Origin of the sequence: Nostoc sp. CCY 9925 (assembly GCF_963920935.1) — a bacterium.
Classification (GTDB): domain Bacteria; phylum Cyanobacteriota; class Cyanobacteriia; order Cyanobacteriales; family Nostocaceae; genus Nostoc.
The window spans coordinates 47,189-66,431 of the sequence record NZ_CAWUDO010000013.1 but is presented as its reverse complement, the minus strand read 5'-3'; the positions used below and the strand labels follow the sequence as shown (position 1 = coordinate 66,431).

The following is a 19,243-nucleotide window of genomic DNA, read 5'->3' as shown; positions in this document are numbered from 1 at the left end:
AAGGTGAAATTACCTATTTACTAATGTATGAATGAAGTTGATTTAGCATTTACCTCAGCACTAGAGTTAGCCCAATTAATCCGTCGTCGGGAAGTATCACCGCTAGAGTTAGTAGAAATATATTTAGAACGGATTCGGCAGTTAAATCCCCAATTAGGAAGTTATTTTACAGTCACCACAGAAACAGCGATCGCAGATGCTAAAGCGAAAACAGAGTTATTAACAACTACCTCAGAACTACCGCCATTTTTTGGTGTGCCGATTTCCATTAAAGATCTGAATGCTGTAGCTGGTGCTACTTGTACCTATGGAAATCCGGCACTAATCAACAATATCGCTAACTATGATGATGCAGTTGTGACACGGATTAGGCAAGCTGGTTTTACTATTCTCGGTAAAACAGCCACTTCCGAATTAGGTTCATTACCTTATAGCGAACCTACGGGTTTTCCCCCAGCAAGAAATCCCTGGAATTTAGAATACACCCCTGGCGGTTCTAGTGGTGGTGCGGCGGCGGCGCTAGCAGCAGGATTGTGTGCCATCGCCCAAGGTTCTGATGGTGGTGGTTCGATTCGGGGGCCTGCGGCTTGTTGTGGTTTGGTGGGACTCAAGCCATCACGGGGTAGGGTGAGTAAAGCACCCGTGGGCGAACGCCTCGCTGGAATTGCCACCAACGGCCCAATAGCGCGGACTGTGGCTGATGCTGCTGCGCTTTTGGATGTCATATCTGGCTATGTCACAGGCGATCCTTACTGGTTACCAGATCCGGAAACATCATTTTTCGCTGCCAGCGAAACAAAACCTGGCGCTTTGCGAATAGCCTTTGACACTAGCATTTTTCCTCTGGGAGAAGCAGATGCCAACTGCCAGCAAGGTGTCCGAGAAACAGTCGAGTTGTTAGAACAACTTGGTCATCAAGTTGAACAGAAATCTCCAGATTTCAGCGGTTTAGTTGAACCATTTCAAATCGTCTGGCAAGCAGGGGTAGCGGCATCAGGACTTCCTGTTGAAGTCTTGCAGCCGTTGAATCGCTGGCTATTTGCCCGCACAGGTTCCGTAGCTGAGTACCTGCAAGCAGTTGCCCAAATGCAGGTAGTGGCACGGCAAATTGTAGCGTTTTTTGATACCGTGGATGTGCTGCTATTGCCAGTTTATTTACATTCACCCATTCGTGTTGGGGAATGGGCTAATCTGAGTCCAGAAGAGACATTCCAAAATATTGTTCAATGGGTTGCACCTTGTCCGCCTGCGAATGCAACTGGACAACCAGCGATCGCCATTCCTGTAGGATTTGATAATAAGGGTTTACCTATTAGTGTGCAGCTAATTGGCAAGCCGGCGGCTGAAGCCACACTCATCAGCCTAGCAGCACAAATAGAAGCGGCTAAACCTTGGATTGGGCATCGTCCAGCTTTTGCAATATCAGCCTAATGATGCAGGCATCTGTGGAACAACTTTCACAAATTACTGTGTTTGCAGGTTTAGAAACAGCAGACACAGTAACTTTGCAACCTTACACTCAGGTGCAATGCTATCGCAAAGGAGAGATTGTTTTGCATGAAGGCGATCGCTTGCCAGCAAAACTGTATGCTGTTGTCAGTGGATTAATTCAAGTTAGCAAAACAGCAACAACGGGGAAAGAAACTATTTTCCGCGTCTTAGCTGCTGGAGAAATTTTTGCGGCTCCTGCTTTGTTAGGAAATGGTATTTCTCCTGCAACTGTAACTGCTGAATCTGATTGTGAAATTCTGACTGTGGAGCGAGATGCTTTATTAAAAGCTATTCAAGAAAATCCTGAAATTGCATTACGAATGCTGATGGTTTTTAATAGTAGAATTCAGCAATTACATCAAACAGTCCACGGATTAGTTTCTGAAAGAGCTATTGTTCGGATTACGAGATTAATTCAGTATTTTGCTGGTGAATCCGGAACTGATTTAACTCCACAGGGAGAGTGTTTAAAGACCAGATTATCTTATTACCGCATGGCTCGGAGTAGCGGTATTACCTACGAAGAATGTGTGCGTTTAATTAAAAGCCTCAAGTCAGTAATTGCTTATAGTCGGGGTGGTAAAATTACAATAATTGATGCCAATAAATTAGATGCGATCGCTTCTGGTTTAGATAGTAATCATGTTTAATTATTGAAAATATTTTTAAATCTAAGCTGGCGATGTTTTCCACTCATTTTCAATAATAGAGTAAATAAAATTGTCATACCATTTACCTTTAATTAACTCTTTTTCTCGCAGATGCCCTTCACGATGCATACCAATTTTTTCTAAAACTCTAAAAGAGGCGATATTTTCTGCAACACACCATGACCAGATACGATGCATTTTTAATTCTTCAAAGCCGAACTTGAGAATTGCCTGTGCTGCTTCTGTTGCATAACCTTGTCCCCAATACTGAGGATTTAGTTCATAGCCGATGTTTGCTTCTCGCAATTCAGGATCGTTGACACGAATACCACAATTGCCAATCAGTCGATTTTCTGTTTTAAGAACAACAGCTAACTGAAAGTTTGTGCGTGGTTGTTCTAATTGCTGATTAATAAACATCTGGACAAACTCACGAACATCCTTGTGGTTACGATGCGTCCAGTGCGAGTAAAGCAAGTATAAAGGTTCGGATTGATATGTAAAAACTGCCTGCGAATCTATCTCTAAAAACTCACGCATTAGCAAGCGGCTTGTTTCCAATTTCATTTATTTGTATTATGTGCTTATTGCAGAGTATTTGGGAATTTTAACAAGGTACGGTAATATGTTGACAATCATATTATTAATTAGTTGGTCTTAATCCCAGTATTGAATCCCCAGTTTAACTTCTACATTTTGCACCCTGAGGAGTAGCGTCAGGATAATAGGTAATGATTGCTTTTTCTTCTCTGACAAAAACAGTAGGAAAGGATTTGCCTGTTTCGCGATCGCTTACATTATAAATACACGCACCTTCGTTGTTTCCTTGAAGTTTGAATATTTTAGTGGTATCTAAAAGTATTTCTTCAGCATTGCTTAGATAGCCATAGCCTTTGATGACATCTCTGATTGTACGATTTTTCTGCTTAATTACTACACCCATTGTATAAATTACCCCAGGAACAACTTCTTCTCGTCCTTGATTATAGGGTAGCCGTCCCCCTATACCCTGATTTTGTAGCTGTAAATACCTGCCGTAAAAATGTAAGCCACCAATATCATTAGCGTTATATATTTCACCACAAAATATATGTTCAAATCCCCGACGCTTGAACCAAATATTAGTTAAATCTTCCAGAAATTGTGCTTTATTTTTACGTCCGGGACTCAGTTCACCGCCGCTAGCTTGCTGAACTTTTTCTAACACATCTGGGTATGAAGATAACAATTCTTTAAAACTATTATTACTCACTCTCGTACCAATAGATCCACAAATTTTTAATACGGCTCGATCGAAAGAATTTAGCTGCGGTGGCGGTGGTGTGATATCTACTTGTTGTCCTGCGGGAAAACCAACAGTAACCGGATTATTTACATTATCAAAAAATGCCAGAAGTTTGGTATTGTCCTGTGATTGTGCGTCTACTGAAGTTTGCAAGTACAACGGCGAAAACAGTAGCAAAATAGCAAATACCATCTGCTTCAACCTATTGGTTACAGAAGTTGGCTGCATAAATTTTAGTTTAATTACTTGAATGAGAGTGCCATGCCAAGTTTAATTCTATGGATAGTCTACTTGATAAAAAACCCAGTTTTTTTAATAAACCGGGTTGATATAGTATTTACCGAGTGTGTTGATTTTATAAATTGCACTCACAAGAAGCAATGAAAATTTCTTTTCCCTACTCCCCACTCCCCATTCCCTACTCTCTATTTTCTAAGTTGCCCGATCGATTTTTCGCACTTCTTCATCAGATAGTTTCACATTGATAGCTTGTGCTGAGTCTTGAATGCTGGAAATTTTGCTAGCCCCAGGAATTGGCAAAATAGCAGGCGACTTAGAACGCAACCACGCTAGAACGATATTGTACACTGACACGCCTTTTTCTTTAGCCAACTGAGCGATCGCTGGGATATCTTCTAAGTTTTGATGACGACGCCTACCACCAAAGGGACTCCACGGTAAAAAGGTCAATCCTTGCTGTTCGCAATACTCCAGCACACCATCAATTTCTGGCTGTCGTTCCCAAGGGCTGTATTGATTCTGCACTGAGACAATATCCACCAGATCCTGCGCCTGCTTAATTTGTTCAACGGAAAAGTTAGAAACTCCCACAAACCGAATTAAACCTGCTTCTACAGCTTCTTTAACTGGTGCAAGTGATTCTTCAATGGTGTAATTATTATCCGGGGAATGGTATTGCCAAACATCAATGGGTTTAGCGCCACCCAAAGCCTCAAAGCTGACTTTAATTGTTTGGCGCAAGTGTTCTGGGTTACCGTTGCGTGTCCAATTACCATCGGGACGCATCAAGCCGCCCTTAGTTGCGACAATCACTTGGCTGATATCGCCTTTATAACTAGTAAGTGCTTTGTGAATTAACTGCTCGTTGTGATGTTTATCTGACTCATCTTTGCAATAAGAGTCGGCAGTATCAATAAACGTAATACCTAGATCTAAAGCACGATGAATCACTTGGATTGATTCCGATTCTGGAGGGCGATTATAGATTGACATCGGCATACCACCCAAACCGATCGCACTCACAAAGATACCAGTTTTTCCTAGCTGTTTGGTTTCCATGCTTTTAGTCATAGTTTTCTGACCTAATTATGAAGCACTGAGTTAAAAATTTTTTAGCTATCCCCGCAGCTTCCCTACCCTCAAGTCTTCCGCCTGATTAATACAACCCCCTCAATTACAAATACCCATTTTGTCAGTTTGTCTATTTAAGCTATGTTTGGTAAATAAAATAAGTAGCCAATTAATTATGTAGGCTACTTATTCCACACTTGACATAAAGCATTGTGAGTGCCAAACGTCTGCCAGAAACCATTGCCCATGTCAAAATTACCCGCCAATCCTGGCAACACGGCTTCCTTGAAGGTGAAGTGAGTGCAGGTGAGTTTGAGTGGCATTTCCAGTGGCATTTTCGTAGGGGAGAACTTGCCGTCAAGCCCTCCCAAGGTCGCGCTTTAATCAAAGAACCCCTCGGTCGATTTTTGGAGAAACAAGATTATCAACTAGAGCCTGGAGGAGACTATGCTTTTACTATTCGGGCGGAACTCTAAGAGTTAGGAGTTTGGAGTTGTGAAGATATTAATTGCTAACTCTTCACTCCTCACTCCTCACTGCTGATTCAGTGAGGCGATTTAAGTATCTTTCGATTAACAGGATGGCAACAATGTCATCTATTGGCCTTGGAGGCTGTCGCATGCCCTGTGGTAATAGTTTTATTAGCCCTTTGGGTGGATACATTTGCCAATAGCGATCGCGTGCTTCTAAGGTTGTGTAACGCTCATCTACTAAAATGATATTCAAGGGTTCTGGTAATTCTTGATATAGTTGTTGCTTCCACTGCTTGGCTGTTGTTTGGTTGCCCATCACCATCAAGGAGATGGGAAATTTTTGACGCAGTGTCTCAATGGTAGCGATCGCCTCTTTTGCCAGCACGACTTGATGATAATATAGCTGCCGATCCAGTCCCATTATTGCTAAACCACACTTATCTCGACCTGGATCAAAACCCAAGATCACTGGCTGTGTCGGTAAAAATTCACGGAAAGTCACGTCGCTTCGCTCCGAATTCAAAATTCAAAATTCAAAATTAATGACCCCATAAATACTGTCTTGGAAAGTTATGATGCCTATGGTAAGCTGCCCTTTTGGCGTCTACGGCGTAAGCCGCCACTGGTGACTTTCCGCTGAATCTCCCACTAATTGTATTCTGAATTCTGAATTCTGAATTCTGACCGGAGCCGGAGACGCTCCGCTTCTGACTTGTTTTTTAAGTACTAAAAATAATTTGTCCGTTGACTACTGCTACTAATTTGACTCTCAACGGCCCCGCTGTATAAGTGTCTTCTGCGGCGATCGCTTTAATTTCCAATGCTTGATTATACTGCCTTAATTGGGCGACAAAACGCAGAAAAGTGCCATCTACTTGTACATTTTCGACAATTCCGGCGTTACGGGCACGAAATTGGGAAGCAGAAATCAGTATTTCCAATCGCTGCTGTAATTGATAGGATGTCATGTTTTTAGGGTCAGCAGTAGTTGTGGCTAACTGAGCGCCTCCAGAGAAAACCAGTTCATTCCTGGCTATGTCGGCAAAGAATTCTATTTGCTTTTCTCCTCTAACGTAATTACCTGCCGAGAAAATTCGCACCACGTATTCTCGACCATCCTCAATTTGCTTGCTCAATTGCTCAACTCTTTCCTGAGTTACGCGCACAAGCTCTACATTTGCAGAATTTCCACCAGGCTCACTTAATTCGAGGTTGGCGTTGCGATTAGCTTGTTGTAAAAGTTGTACCACCGCCTGACGAGCCGCAGCAGCTTGGGTAACACGAATTACAGCAGCAGCCAGAACTTGACCGCGAACTAAGGCTAGCTTACCCAAACGCAGGTCTTGGTAGGATTGATAATATTTTTCCAGCCTTGCAACTTCTTGTTCTAGTTGCTGTTGTTGTGCTTCCAATTCTTTGAGGCGAGATTCCCGCTTGGCAATCACTTGTTCTCTAGCTGTAATTTCTAAATTACGCTTTTGAATCAATTGATCGAGTTGGGCAATTTTGCGATCACGTGCTTCTATCACTTCTTGGCGGTTGGCAAGTTCGCGATCCCGTTTTTCGATAGCTGTTTTGGCTTCGTCAATCGCTTTTTTCGCTTCAGCATACAGTCGTTGACGTTCTGTCTTTAGTAGTTCAACTGCTGCCTGTAGTTCCTGTCGCTGATTGTAAACGCTTTGCAGTTCAGCTATGGCTTTTTGGTACTGACTGACAACTATATTTAGTTGCCCCTGAGTGCGCTGGAGTTGAGTTTGAGTTTGGGCTTGCTGCTCAATGGTGCGGTTAAGCTGGGCTTGAGTTTCCCTTTGCTTAGCATTGACCGCCTGCAAGGATTGATTAATTGCTTGCAAGTCTTGTTGTGCCTTTGCTTGGGCGATTCTTGCTTGATTTAGCTGACTCTCTACCTGACTTTTCTGGGTTTCTGCGGTTTTTAACTGTTCCCGCTTTTGCCTGAGGTCTGTTTGAATATCTTCTAACTCAAAGACTCCTTGCCGCAATTTATCATCAGCAGCGAATAAAATCCCTAAGGTTGATGCTGAAATCAAACCGCCAGTAAAAATTGTTACTAATACTGCGGTATTTTTTGGGCGAAGGTTAAAGAGTGAGAGGCGGGCTTTGCCAACTCGTGTGCCGATGCGATCGCCCACGGTTGCAATTACGCCTCCCAGAATTAAAATTGCTGCGATGAGGATGTATCCGGTGGTCATGTTTAGCTACCGAAATCCTTCCAGATACAGCCTACTACTTTTAAGCATTTTCTGTGGAGAAGTGGAGGTTGGCAATAGCTGAAATTACTCAATTTTAGATTTTCCTTTAGCTATTTAGTGCGATCTTGAAAAACACAACACGTGCCGACTCCGCTAACTCCAATTGTTTTTATGTGAACTGCCGACTTAAGGTAACGGGTTTATGCACAGTAATCTTCTTCTTGTGGATAGAAATCATCTTTTTCTCACGCAAATCCCCTAGTAGCCTTGTAACTGTAACACGAGTCGAACCAATTGCCTCAGCGATCGCTTGATGAGACAACTTCAAATCAATTGTGATCCCATCTGCACAGGGAACTCCAAAATCACGACAAAGAATTAATAAAAAACTCACCAACCTGGAACCCATATCTCGGTGAGCAAGAGTTTCAATCATCATCTCTGTCTGTAAAATTCGCGAAGACAGACCTCGCAGCATTAACATTGATAATTCTGGATTTTCCTTGAGTGCTTGCTCAACTTGTTCAATTGGTGCCGACAGTAATTCCACAGGGGTAAATGCAACTGCATGGTAAAACCTATCCGATTTATTTCCTGTCAGCAATGACAATACACCAAAAACACTATTTTCTCGCAATAGTGCTACCGTTATTTCCTCTCCTGCCTCGTACACCCTGGAAAGTTTCACAGCACCCTTTAAAAGAAAATAAACTCGTTCGGCAGGATCGCCAGGAAAAAAGATCGTTTTATTGCGTTCAAACGTTTCCACAACTGGCGGAAACGCCCCGGTCGCCATCTGACGAAAAACATTTGCTAGGGCTTTATCTTGTGTCACGATCATCTCCCTTCCCCTACCCAATGCCGGAAAAACAAAAACTAATTACCTAAGAATACACCTGAAAATTCAATAAAGCACCGTCAACCTTTCTGTACTTTCCTATACTCCAACTAATTGCTTCCTAACTCTTTGTTTATAATGATACATAATTGTCGATCTATTCAGCTATAAATTGTTGATAAACGGTTCCAAGTAGCTGTATTAAAAAGCTTTTTTGAAGAACAAATAAAGACAACTTGAGAATATCTTTAGAAAGAATCAAGAATTTTCTGACAGCAAAGACCCTTACCAATATTCATTTTTGCAAATCCTGTGTAAAACGAAGACAAACTAGCCTCAGATTCTAGTATGCTCCTAATCATCGATCGCATTAACAATTCCTATGCTGAATCTGACTGGAAAAAATGCTTTGGTTACAGGTATTGCCAATAACCGCTCCATTGCCTGGGGCATCGCCCAACAGTTGCACAAAGCAGGAGCAAATCTGGGAATTACCTATCTGCCCGATGAACGCGGCAAAATGGAGACAAAAGTTGCCGAATTAGTCCAACCCCTCAACCCCAGCTTATTTCTTCCCTGTAATGTTCAAGACGACGAACAAATTCAATCTACCTTTGAAACAGTACGCGATAAGTGGGGAAAGCTAGACATCCTGATTCATTGTCTAGCCTTTGCCAACAAAGAGGATTTGACAGGAGATTTTAGTCAAACCTCTCGTTCTGGCTTCAAAACTGCTTTAGAGATTAGTACTTATTCTCTGGTGCAGTTAAGCGGTGCAGCTAAACCCTTGATGACCGAGGGAGGTAGTATTGTCACCCTGACGTATTTAGGAGGTGTCAGGGCAATCCCTAACTATAACGTCATGGGAGTTGCCAAAGCAGGTTTAGAAATGAGTGTGCGTTACCTGGCCGCCGAACTAGGGCCGCAAAATATCCGCGTCAATGCAATCTCCGCAGGCCCTATCCGGACTTTGGCATCTTCAGCAGTGGGCGGAATATTAGATATGATTCATCATGTAGAGCAAGTAGCTCCCCTGCGACGGACTGTCACTCAGCTTGAAGTGGGCAACACTGCGGCTTTTTTATGCAGTGATTTGTCCAGTGGCATTACCGGACAAGTTCTGTATGTAGATGCAGGATATGAAATTATGGGAATGTAATTAGGGACTGGGGATTAGCTACTGGGTATTGGTAAAAATTCAGTCCTTAATCCTCAGTCCCTATTCCCCAGTCCCCAGTCCCCAGTCCCCAGTCCCCAGTCCCTAGTTATTATGCAAATCACCAAAGCTAATTCCAACTACAACCAGTTAACTACAACCCCTCGGATTGCTACTGTTCATCGCACCACAGGGGAAACTGATGTCCAAGTTACCATCAACCTTGATGGTGCAGGAAAATGCACAGCAGCAACAGGCATTCCGTTTTTGGATCACATGTTGCATCAAATAGCCTCCCACGGGTTGATTGACTTAGATATCCAAGCTAAGGGAGACTGGGAAATTGATGACCACCATACCAATGAAGATGTAGGTATTACCTTAGGACAAGCTTTGAACCAAGCACTAGGCGACAAGAAAGGCATTGCTCGCTTTGGTAATTTCCTTGCACCATTAGATGAAGCTTTAGTTCAGGTAGCGCTGGACTTTTCTGGACGCCCTCACCTGAGCTACGGTTTACAAATTCCTACCCAGCGCGTAGGAACTTATGACACCCAGCTGGTACGTGAATTCTTTGTGGCATTGGTTAACCATAGCCAAATGACACTACACATTCGGCAACTCGATGGCATTAATTCTCATCACATTATTGAGGCGACATTTAAGGCCTTTGCGAGGGCAACACGCCTAGCAGTGGAAATCGATCCTCGTCGTGCTGGCGCGATTCCTAGTTCTAAAGGCATCTTGTAAAGGGCAGAGGGGCAAAGGAGACAATAGTAACTCCTAACTCTTGACTCAGCACTCACTCTGTTTGCAATAATTATCACACTAAGTGGTGATTATTATCACCCTGTCGGGTAACTTGTAATAAATACCAAGCTGCTAATTGTTGATTGAACCGAGATGAAGTCTGTTCCAGATGACCCTGATTCTCAAGTGAATACGACAAACACTTTGCCAGTAGTCGTAACTTCTGAGTTGCGAAAAGTTTATCCTACTGGTTTTTGGCTAAATCAAAAAGTCGTATCTCTTAAAAGCTGTTGTTTAAAAGTTTATCAAGGCGAAACCTTTGGCCTGTTAGGACCGAACGGTGCTGGTAAAACTACGCTTTTAAAACTGTTGTTAGGGATTATTCGTCCAACTGATGGACGAGGATTATTGTTAGGTAAGCCACTTGGCGATCGCAATGTTAAGCAATACATCGGCTACCTACCAGAAAATCCTTATTTGTATGATTATCTGACCGGGTGGGAGTTTTTGCAGTTAGCAGCTGGGCTATTCCAAATTCCTGAAAGCGTACAACACCGACGCATTCCCCAACTGCTGGAATTAGTAGGTTTATCCCAAGCCGATGCCCGCAAAAAACTGCTGCGCCGATACTCCAAAGGAATGTTACAGCGTGTTGGTATGGCACAGGCGCTAATTAACGAGCCAGAATTGGTTTTTCTAGATGAACCGATGTCTGGTCTCGATCCTCTGGGACGCTACCAAATGCGGGAAATTATTCTGGCTCTAAAAGCCGCTGGCAAGACGATTTTTTTCAACAGCCACATTCTCAGTGAAGTAGAACAGATTTGCGATCGCATTGCCATCCTCGCTCAAGGTGAATTAATTTGCTCTGGTTCCCTCAATGAACTTTTAGGTGGAAGCAACACATATCACGTTAAAGGTCAAGGTGGAGACTGGGAAATTCTCAAAAAATGGCTACCTACTTTGATATTTGAGCCTGATGGTTCCTGGCAAGGTACACTACAAGATGATTACTATGATTTTCTTGCTAGTCTTCGTCTCATGGAGGGTAAAATTATTGCCATGAACTTGTCCCATCAGTCCCTAGAAGAGTTTTTTATTCAACAAATCAAAGCAAAAAATAACTCGTTTAATTCATCTGATTGCTAAATAATTTTCTATCTCAAACCTGAAGACTGCCGATTTTAATGTTGGCAACAACTGTTACTCGTTACATATTTTCTATCAAAAATTAAGTGTCATTAAATTGACTTATTAGTAAAATTCTCCTAGTAATTACCTCATTGAAAAACGACGGATTATTGTATAAACTACGTTGACTTGCCTAAAATTTATATTTTTTCAGAATTGTCATATTCAAACAGGGCTAACTTTAAATTAACTTTACTGAAAATTCAAATTCAATAAACAAATTTTCTCCGGAAAATGACACTTTTCAAGGAAAATAAGAGTGTTGGGGAACTTGAATACTTAGGTATAGTCAAAATAAAAATGTTTAGACAGTACTTTATTAATCGTAATTTCAGAATCTTAGGGAAATATGCTTAACACAAATTTGTTTAAATCGCTTACTCAACCAGTTGTGGGTGCGGCTTTATTAACTGCTGTCAATGTTGCTGTACCATTTGCTAGCCTAGCTCAAGGACAACCAGCATCACCAACCACACAAATACCAAATACACAAACACAATTAGATACTAATTATTTATTGGGGGGCGGCGATCGCATCCGTGTAAATGTATTTGAAGTACCTGAATATACGGGTGAATACCAAATTCCTCCAGGAGGAGCAATTAACTTACCTTTAATTGGTAGTGTTCCAGTTCTTGGACTAACAACTGAACAGGCCGCTGATGAAATTGCTAGAAGATATGCTCGCTTCCTCAAACGTCCTTTAATATCAGTCAATTTATTATCGCCTCGTCCAATCAATATTTTTGTTGCCGGAGAGGTAACACGTCCAGGAGCTTATACTTTAAGCTTGAGTGGAGGTGCCGGAGACAATCCAGGTGTACAATACCCCACTGTATTAGCTGCATTGACAACAGCCCAAGGAGTTACACTGGCTGCGGATGTGACTCAAGTTCAATTACGGCGTAAATTCGGACGTTCTTCAGAGCAAGTCGTTAGCCTCAACTTGAAGGAACTTATCCAAACTGGCACATTATCACAGGATATAACCTTGCGGGATGGAGACACTATAGTTGTGCCAACTGCAAATAACTTCAACATAGCAGAATCGCGTAATATATTTGCAGCTAACTTTGCTGCCAGTCAAACCACACCCCGCACAGTAACAATTATTGGTGAAGTTAACCGTCCCGGTTCTTATCTAGTCACCCCAGGTAGTATAAGCGATCAGGGAGGTGCAACTCCTAACAGTGGTACTGCGACTCCCACCGGTCTACCAAATGTAACACGAGTAATTCAACTAGCAGGTGGAATTACAGCACAGGCAGATATTCGTAATCTCAAGCTACGCCGACTCACAAGATCTGGCTCAGAACAAGCTATAGATATCAATCTTTGGCAACTGTTACAAAGTGGGGATGCCAATCAAGACATTATCGTCCAAGACGGAGATACGATCATTATTCCGACGGCGACTGAGATCAACCCAGCAGAAGCTACTCAACTAGCTACCACTACTTTGTCTCCTGCACGCATTCAAGTGGGTGTAGTCGGGGAAGTCAAAAGGCCAGGATTAACAGATATTCAACCGAATAGCTCTTTAAATCAAGCTATACTCGCTGCTGGTGGATTCAATGATGCCAGAGCTAGCGACGATGCTGTTGATTTGATTCGTCTCAATCCTAATGGTTCTGTCACTAAACGTGTAGTAAAAGTAGATTTCTCCGCTGGAATTAATGAGCAAACTAATCCCATACTCCGCAATAACGATGTTGTAGTAGTCGGTCGTTCTGGCGGAGCAAAAGTCGGTGATAGCACAGGCCTTGTTGCTGGGCCTCTAGGTGTTATCTTCAGTATTTTGAGGGTATTCGGGCTTTAGTTTCAAATTCAGTAGACCGAAAAGTTTTTCAGAAGCCTCACTAGCCCTTGATTTTCGCTTTGGAATACCAGGATCTGAAATCAGCTTATAATCTGCGTTTCAAGAACTTTTGTTCTGACTAGACAGCGATCGTTTCAGGTGGCGATCGCCAGATCCAATACCATCGGCTGAAACCCTTATTCTTTCGTCAAATTCCAAAAGTTTTCAGTCTACTGAAATTCACATTTTAATTAGGGGCATTGGCCAACTTTTCCTGCCCCCATAATCAGATTATCATCACATCTAAGTTAAGCCCTACGGATATTACTGAGAATTGTCAATCTGCATTGATAGGCCTTTTGAAGGTTTATTGTAATTACCCTAAATTTCGATGAGAATGAGAATATTTTAGATGTAGAGGCGATTAATGCTCGCCTCTACATTGTTTTTGTTCATATGATGATTCTCATTATTATAAGTATTATTTAAGTAAATTAACTGATTGATGAGAGATACACTATCTTAACTACAGATCCCGCATATACACAGTAGAATGATGTCGAATTATGAATGATGCCGTTTGTACTGATGCTTAGTGTTCATTAAAAGGGTAATTCTGCATACTGATGATTTATTTTCAGTATTTTTACTATAGATTTGCCAAATTTGAGAACACAATCTCAAAAAGCATTTAACCAATATTTACGCGGAAATTCGCAGGTGCAAATCTGAAAAACCGTGTATAAACTTACAAACGGCAGTTATACGATCGTATCGAACACTGAGTTACTTACTAAGGCTAGAGTTAGTAACCGTTGACAGTTCAGTTTTTGCAACATAACCTTTTTTTCCTATGATGATTCATGGTTTGAGTTTTCTCAGTTTGAGTGCATCTGTTGTACTTCCCTGGGCATTAACTGGTATGGTTCAAGGGCAGAAGATAACAGAGTCTTTAGTTACAGACGTTCCTCAATCATCTACTGTTCAAGAAAATAAACTACCCAACCGCAAGCTAATAAGTGCTATTCCGGGTGCTTCGACAACATATTATGTTAGTGGTAGCGGCAGCGACAAAAATAGCGGACTTACTGCATCATCGCCATTTAGAACACCCCAAAGGGCGGCAAACCTTACAAAACCTGGGGACACGGTACTTTTGATGAACGGAGTATACAGTAATTCAAGTCCAGCAGGTTCAGTATTAGTGGTTACACGCTCTGGTGCGCCAAATGCATGGATTACATATAAAGCTTATCCAGGACATTCACCAAAAATTCAGCACAATGGATGGCATGGAATTTGGATTAAAGATGGAGCTTCGTATATCGAAGTAAACGGCATAGAAGTTGAAGGGAACAATCGTAATATATCTCTGAGCTATGCCCTGAGCCAAAAGAATAATACCTCAAACCCAAAAACTAGTGGAGGCTGCATCACTGTAGATGGACGAGGAAAAGGTCGTCCTCATCATGTACGTATTCTTAACAATAAAGTACATGACTGTGGAGGAGGGGGCGTTACAGGGCTTGAAATCGACTATCTGACAGTGGACAATAACGAAATATACAATAATGCCTGGTATTCACCCTTTGGGAATAGCGGCCTTTCGTTACTTGGCAATTGGAACTATGACAATAACCAGGGCTACAGAATATTTATCACGAATAACAAGGTCTACAGAAATAGAATGTACGTTCCCTGGATTTTTAACGGGAAGATCCAAGACGGAAACGGAATAATTTTAGATCGTTTCAGACATGATAATGCGGGAGCAAAATTAGCTCCGTATCAAGGTCGTACTTTGATTGCTAACAACATCGTGTATGAAAATGGTGGTGGCGGCATTCATGCATTCAGAACTAATAAGATCGACGTTATTCATAACACTTCTTATCTGAATAGCCAGACTCCAGGACTTCAAACCGGAGGAATCTCAATGAATATTACCGATGATGTCAAAGTTCTTAATAACATTGTCTATGCTCAGAGTGGCAAGTCAGCAATCTCGAGCAGTGGAAAAAATACCAATACTGTTTTTAACTACAACCTTTATAACGGTGGTTCTGGTACAAGCGGTAAGGGTGTTAACAATATTATTGCAGATGCACAGTTTGTTAATGCCTCGGCACGTGATTTTAGACTGAAATCGACTAGTCCAGCAATCAATAGTGGCATTAAATTTGATTACTTGAAAACCGATTTTCTAGGGAACCCCCGCGTAAAGGGTTTCGCACCCGATAGAGGAGCATACGAAATTCAGTAGTACTAAATAGGGTAGTAACGGGTTGTAGGCAAAAATTCTGATTTTTACAGAATTTTTGCCTACAACCTATTTTTGTAATTGATAATTGGCTCGTTCTAGGGGTTGCAAAGGAAGGAGAGTAATACCATTTCACTTTAAAATCGATACAAATAGGCAGCAGGGGGGAGGGAGCAGGGAGCAGGGAGCAGGGAGCAGGGGAAAGAATTTAAAGACTAATCATTTGTATCAGAATTTTCGTGAATTGGTATAAGCAGGTAAATAATTAAATCGATTCTTTCTGGAAGAATTAAATCACTACTGGTATAACCACCTTGGTCAATAGCAAGTAGGATTCGTTTATGTTCACCAACACCATATTCTTGGGCGAAGTCGGCTAAAACCTAGTTAAATAATTGAGTATTAACCTTGGGTAAAATCCACGCCTTAGTTTTCGCCAGATTCTGGATGTACAAAGCCGTATAACCAGATCCATTGGTCAAGAGGCTACTGGCACTTCTTCTCCACTAAAGGCTCTATTTCGCCAAACGTACTCTAACAAGGAGTTTACGACACTTTGCCCTATTATTTTCTGATGATAGTGATGGAAGAGCGATAATTCCTAGTATCATTAAAAGCTTGAGTAAAAGCAGAGCTTTAGCTAGCTCCGCTAAACTTTGCCTTATAAGGCTTTCACTTTAATTAGAGTTTGATTACTGTAAAAAGGTTAGTAAAAGCAACATAAATGTGGAGCTTTTATTTTTTTGCAAATCCCTTCAACTCTTTTGTTAACTCTCTTGGTTGGAAATATTCGTGGCCATGATACAAATAAGTACTAGATTCATTTTTATCAATGATTCCGTTGACAACTAAACCTAATACATTATAGTTGGATCTTTCTAACATCTCTTGAGCAGCATTAGCACTGTTAGAATCAATTACGCCAGGTCGAGCCACTAACAAAATCCCATCAGTCATTTGACTTAAAGTCAAAGCATCAGCAGCTAAAAGAAGCGGAGGGCCATCAATAATTACAAAATCATAATTATATTTAGATGAGAAATTGTCAATTAATGATGCCATGCGTTTTGAGTCAAGCAAAGCAAGTGGATTGGGAGGTCTAACTCCAGCAGTTAAGACATCAAGGTTATCCATTACTTTGGATACAGCTGTGTTAAATTCAGCCTGACCTACAAGAACCTCACTTAAACCAACTGCATTGGTTAGTTGCCACAGATGATGCTGAGAAGGAACTCGCATATCTGCATCAATTAGTAAAACTTTACGTCCTAGCTGAGCGATCGCTGCTGCCAGATTTGCTGAAACTGTGGACTTTCCTTCTTTAGGAACTGCGCTAGTTACTACGATTGTTTTAAGTACTTTATCTGAACTTAAGAATTTTAGATTGGCTTGAATCATCCGATACATTTCACTTGTTAAGGAGTGAGGCATATCTCGGACAGCAACCTTTTGAGTTATTGATTCTGTACTTGAAAAACGAGAGCGAACCTTTTTAACAGACAAAGGAACAATACCTAGTAAGGTATATCTGAATACATCTCTAACTTCCTTAAGTGTTTTAAGAGATCTATCTCTCATACCTAAGAAGAGAACAGTTGTAGTAGCCAAAAATAAACCGAACATTACTCCTAAGAGCAAAACGATAAATTTTTTGCCTGCTACTGGATCACTGGGCGCTATAGCCTGAGCAATAATCCGAGAACTGGCTGTATTCGTATTCTCAACTAACTGTAATTCTTGAACCTTTTTCAATAGAGTTTGATATGTTGATTCTGCAACTTCTACTTTCCGCTCTAACTCTCGCTGATTTTGTATTAATTGGGGTATAACTTTCACTCGCTGTTCGTAGTTAGAGCGGGAATTATACAAAGAAGCGAGTCTTTGGCTTAAGCCAAAGCGTTGCACTTCTGATTGCAGAAAATTTTGGATCAGGTTTTGTCTGAGTTCTCCAATCTGCAATAAATTCTGAGGAACTTCTGCGTTGTTACCAACAGTTTGGGAAATTTGCTGCTGTAGGAGGGCTTTTAAGTTAGCTTTTTTTGCTTCTAGATTGATAATTGCTGGGTTATCATCTTGGAAACGGCTACGCTCACTCGCTAACTGTCGGTCGATATCTTGAAGTTGTGTCAGGATTCCCTGTACAGCTGGTGACTGACTGAGGGCACTTACAGCGATCGCATTTTGGGAATTCAAATTTACTTTCTGGCGCAGTTCATTGGTTTGAGCGTTAGCCTCATCCAATTGAGCCTGAACACTATTAATATCGTTATTTAAATTCCCAATAATTCCGACGGCTGACTTTGTTTCTTCTGTTAGATCTGCAATGCGGTTCTTCTGCTTGAATATACGTAGTTCTCGTTCTGCTTTGTCAACAGCCTCTTGTGTTTTCGGAATCTGCCTAGCAATAAATTGACGAGTTGCTGCTGCCTCTGAACGATTTGTGAGAATATCATTTTCTAGATATACATTCATGACTGTGTTGACCACTGCCGCAGCTTCTTCAGGGTCAAGACTGGAATAAGTGATTCGTAATACATCTGTTCCGCCGATAATTTTTAATACCAGCGATTTTTGTAGAGCTTTTACTGTTAAAGGTTGACCTTGCTTATCTTTGAGTTGTAACTTATCTATTGTCTTCTGCAATAAAGCAGGAGAGGAAATAACTTCTATCTGAGTGTTTATGGGATTTTGAGACGCTATCAGTGATTTGAGATCTCCTGTAGATCCTCCTTCTGAGGTTGTCGGCAAAAGATTAGACCCTACTACTTTAAAAGAGGGAATTCTAAACAATAATTTCCCTTCTGCTTCATAGGAAGGCTTCATAAATCGTGTAGCTACTGCACTCAGCATGACTGTAGCTATAAATATGGTGGCCGCAGGTATCCACCACCGTTTCAACATCAAAAAGTAACGATTCAGGTCTAAATCAATAGTTTCTCTAGATTCCATAAATTTTTATGACATAAATCTTCAAAAGTACAGGTTTTGAGCGATAAACTAAAGACTAAAGATATTGTGGCTTGGAGCAAGCATAGGTACACTGTCATTGAACAGGACTTATACTATAAAATCGTACGCATAACACACAGTATAGACTATATAAGTTGCAAAGTGAGTTTACGTTCTGGCATCATTACGCCACATTTGTCAGAAATAACCTTGGTAAATTAGAGGTTTTAGGTTATTATTATCGTTTTTTAACGATTTTACGCACCATGAATACAGGTATTCACTCATTACTCACACTTACTGAGTAATAATTGCGGAATTAAAGGTGCTAATTACTGACTTTCAAAAAGTCTATCATATGCCTCTAAAAGTTTTGGAGCTTGATATTGCCACTCAAGAATCTCCTCCATTCTGCGTCGCCCCTCAGCTCCTATTTTTTCTCTGCGTTCAGGGGAATCTAATAGCTCTAGAATTTTCTCAGCAAATTCCACCTCATCATTAGGCTTGGCATAGAGAGATGCTTCTTGTGCAGAACGTCTTCCCTCTCGCAAATCAAACTGGACAATTGCTTTACCCATCGCCATATATTCGAGGATTTTATTCATGGTGCAGTTTTCGTTATAAGCAGATGTAGGAGAGGGTTCCACACACACATCGCAACTAGAGAGCCGCTCTAAAAGTTCCTCGCCTTGTTTAAATCCGGTGAATTCTACAAACTCAGTTACTTCCAACTCTTTAGATAAGGCTTTAAGCTTTTCTGCCGCAGGACCACTGCCAATAAGCATAAAGTGAATATCTTGGCGATTTTTTTTCCGAACAATGTAATTTACCATTCTCAGGAGATAATCAATTCCCTCTGGTTCCCCCATGACACCCATGTA

At 41.3% G+C, this 19,243-nt stretch carries 16 protein-coding genes; 8 read left to right on the top strand and 8 right to left on the bottom strand.

Annotated features, from left to right (window positions below; genetic code table 11):
- The first annotated feature begins 27 nt into the window (after positions 1-27).
- The gene (locus ACM0OY_RS09665) at positions 28-1,431 is read left to right on the top strand and encodes an amidase (protein WP_414568650.1); all 1,404 of its coding nucleotides are present in this window, start codon (positions 28-30) and stop codon (positions 1,429-1,431) included.
- 2 nt (positions 1,432-1,433) lie between these two features.
- Positions 1,434-2,141: a Crp/Fnr family transcriptional regulator gene (locus tag ACM0OY_RS09660; protein ID WP_414568705.1), complete on the top strand. Its 708-nt coding sequence runs from the start codon at positions 1,434-1,436 to the stop codon at positions 2,139-2,141.
- A gap of 21 nt (positions 2,142-2,162) precedes the next feature.
- Here the strand turns inward: ACM0OY_RS09660 and ACM0OY_RS09655 are convergent, their stop codons facing one another.
- The 3 genes from ACM0OY_RS09655 to ACM0OY_RS09645 all read right to left on the bottom strand — a co-directional run bounded on the left by ACM0OY_RS09655 (position 2,163) and on the right by ACM0OY_RS09645 (position 4,725).
- Positions 2,163-2,708 carry a GNAT family N-acetyltransferase gene (locus ACM0OY_RS09655; RefSeq protein WP_414568649.1) on the bottom strand — a complete coding sequence of 182 codons (546 nt, stop codon included), beginning with the start codon at positions 2,706-2,708 and terminating at the stop codon, positions 2,163-2,165.
- 115 nt (positions 2,709-2,823) lie between these two features.
- Positions 2,824-3,654 (bottom strand): EndoU domain-containing protein, encoded by an 831-nt coding sequence (locus ACM0OY_RS09650; protein WP_414568648.1) that lies wholly within the window; start codon positions 3,652-3,654, stop codon positions 2,824-2,826.
- 204 nt (positions 3,655-3,858) lie between these two features.
- On the bottom strand, positions 3,859-4,725 hold the full coding sequence (locus tag ACM0OY_RS09645; RefSeq protein ID WP_414568704.1) for an aldo/keto reductase: 867 nt from the start codon (positions 4,723-4,725) through the stop codon (positions 3,859-3,861).
- A gap of 224 nt (positions 4,726-4,949) precedes the next feature.
- On the opposite strand from ACM0OY_RS09645, the gene ACM0OY_RS09640 reads away from it, so the two are divergent.
- Positions 4,950-5,213, top strand: a complete 264-nt coding sequence (locus tag ACM0OY_RS09640; RefSeq protein WP_073643105.1) for a DUF3146 family protein — start codon at positions 4,950-4,952, stop codon at positions 5,211-5,213.
- A gap of 43 nt (positions 5,214-5,256) precedes the next feature.
- On the opposite strand, the gene ACM0OY_RS09635 is transcribed toward ACM0OY_RS09640, so the two are convergent.
- The 3 genes from ACM0OY_RS09635 to ntcA all read right to left on the bottom strand — a co-directional run bounded on the left by ACM0OY_RS09635 (position 5,257) and on the right by ntcA (position 8,261).
- Positions 5,257-5,712: a resolvase gene (locus ACM0OY_RS09635; protein WP_414568647.1), complete on the bottom strand. Its 456-nt coding sequence runs from the start codon at positions 5,710-5,712 to the stop codon at positions 5,257-5,259.
- 217 nt (positions 5,713-5,929) lie between these two features.
- Complete coding sequence (locus tag ACM0OY_RS09630; protein ID WP_414568646.1) at positions 5,930-7,420, bottom strand: DUF3084 domain-containing protein; 1,491 nt, start codon at positions 7,418-7,420, stop codon at positions 5,930-5,932.
- 169 nt (positions 7,421-7,589) lie between these two features.
- Positions 7,590-8,261: a global nitrogen regulator NtcA gene (gene ntcA, locus ACM0OY_RS09625; protein ID WP_010998529.1), complete on the bottom strand. Its 672-nt coding sequence runs from the start codon at positions 8,259-8,261 to the stop codon at positions 7,590-7,592.
- Between the two features lie 379 nt (positions 8,262-8,640).
- Here ntcA and fabI point away from each other — a divergent pair, with 379 nt between their 5' ends.
- The 5 genes from fabI to ACM0OY_RS09600 all read left to right on the top strand — a co-directional run bounded on the left by fabI (position 8,641) and on the right by ACM0OY_RS09600 (position 15,416).
- Positions 8,641-9,417: an enoyl-ACP reductase FabI gene (gene fabI, locus ACM0OY_RS09620; RefSeq protein ID WP_414568645.1), complete on the top strand. Its 777-nt coding sequence runs from the start codon at positions 8,641-8,643 to the stop codon at positions 9,415-9,417.
- A 111-nt stretch (positions 9,418-9,528) separates the two neighbouring features.
- Entirely contained in the window at positions 9,529-10,164 is a 636-nt protein-coding gene (gene hisB / locus ACM0OY_RS09615) for an imidazoleglycerol-phosphate dehydratase HisB (protein ID WP_414568644.1), read from the top strand.
- 153 nt (positions 10,165-10,317) lie between these two features.
- Positions 10,318-11,313 carry an ABC transporter ATP-binding protein gene (locus tag ACM0OY_RS09610; protein ID WP_414568643.1) on the top strand — a complete coding sequence of 332 codons (996 nt, stop codon included), beginning with the start codon at positions 10,318-10,320 and terminating at the stop codon, positions 11,311-11,313.
- A gap of 391 nt (positions 11,314-11,704) precedes the next feature.
- A complete protein-coding gene (locus ACM0OY_RS09605; RefSeq protein ID WP_414568642.1) occupies positions 11,705-13,174 on the top strand; it encodes an SLBB domain-containing protein in 1,470 nt (489 codons plus the stop codon).
- An 832-nt stretch (positions 13,175-14,006) separates the two neighbouring features.
- Complete coding sequence (locus ACM0OY_RS09600; RefSeq protein WP_414568641.1) at positions 14,007-15,416, top strand: choice-of-anchor Q domain-containing protein; 1,410 nt, start codon at positions 14,007-14,009, stop codon at positions 15,414-15,416.
- Between the two features lie 732 nt (positions 15,417-16,148).
- Here ACM0OY_RS09600 and ACM0OY_RS09595 read toward each other — a convergent pair.
- Together ACM0OY_RS09595 and ACM0OY_RS09590 are read right to left on the bottom strand one after the other, a co-directional pair.
- The gene (locus tag ACM0OY_RS09595) at positions 16,149-18,362 is read right to left on the bottom strand and encodes a GumC family protein (RefSeq protein WP_414568640.1); all 2,214 of its coding nucleotides are present in this window, start codon (positions 18,360-18,362) and stop codon (positions 16,149-16,151) included.
- A 332-nt stretch (positions 18,363-18,694) separates the two neighbouring features.
- On the bottom strand, positions 18,695-19,240 hold the full coding sequence (locus tag ACM0OY_RS09590; RefSeq protein ID WP_414568639.1) for a glycosyltransferase: 546 nt from the start codon (positions 19,238-19,240) through the stop codon (positions 18,695-18,697).
- Positions 19,241-19,243: the final 3 nt, after the last annotated feature.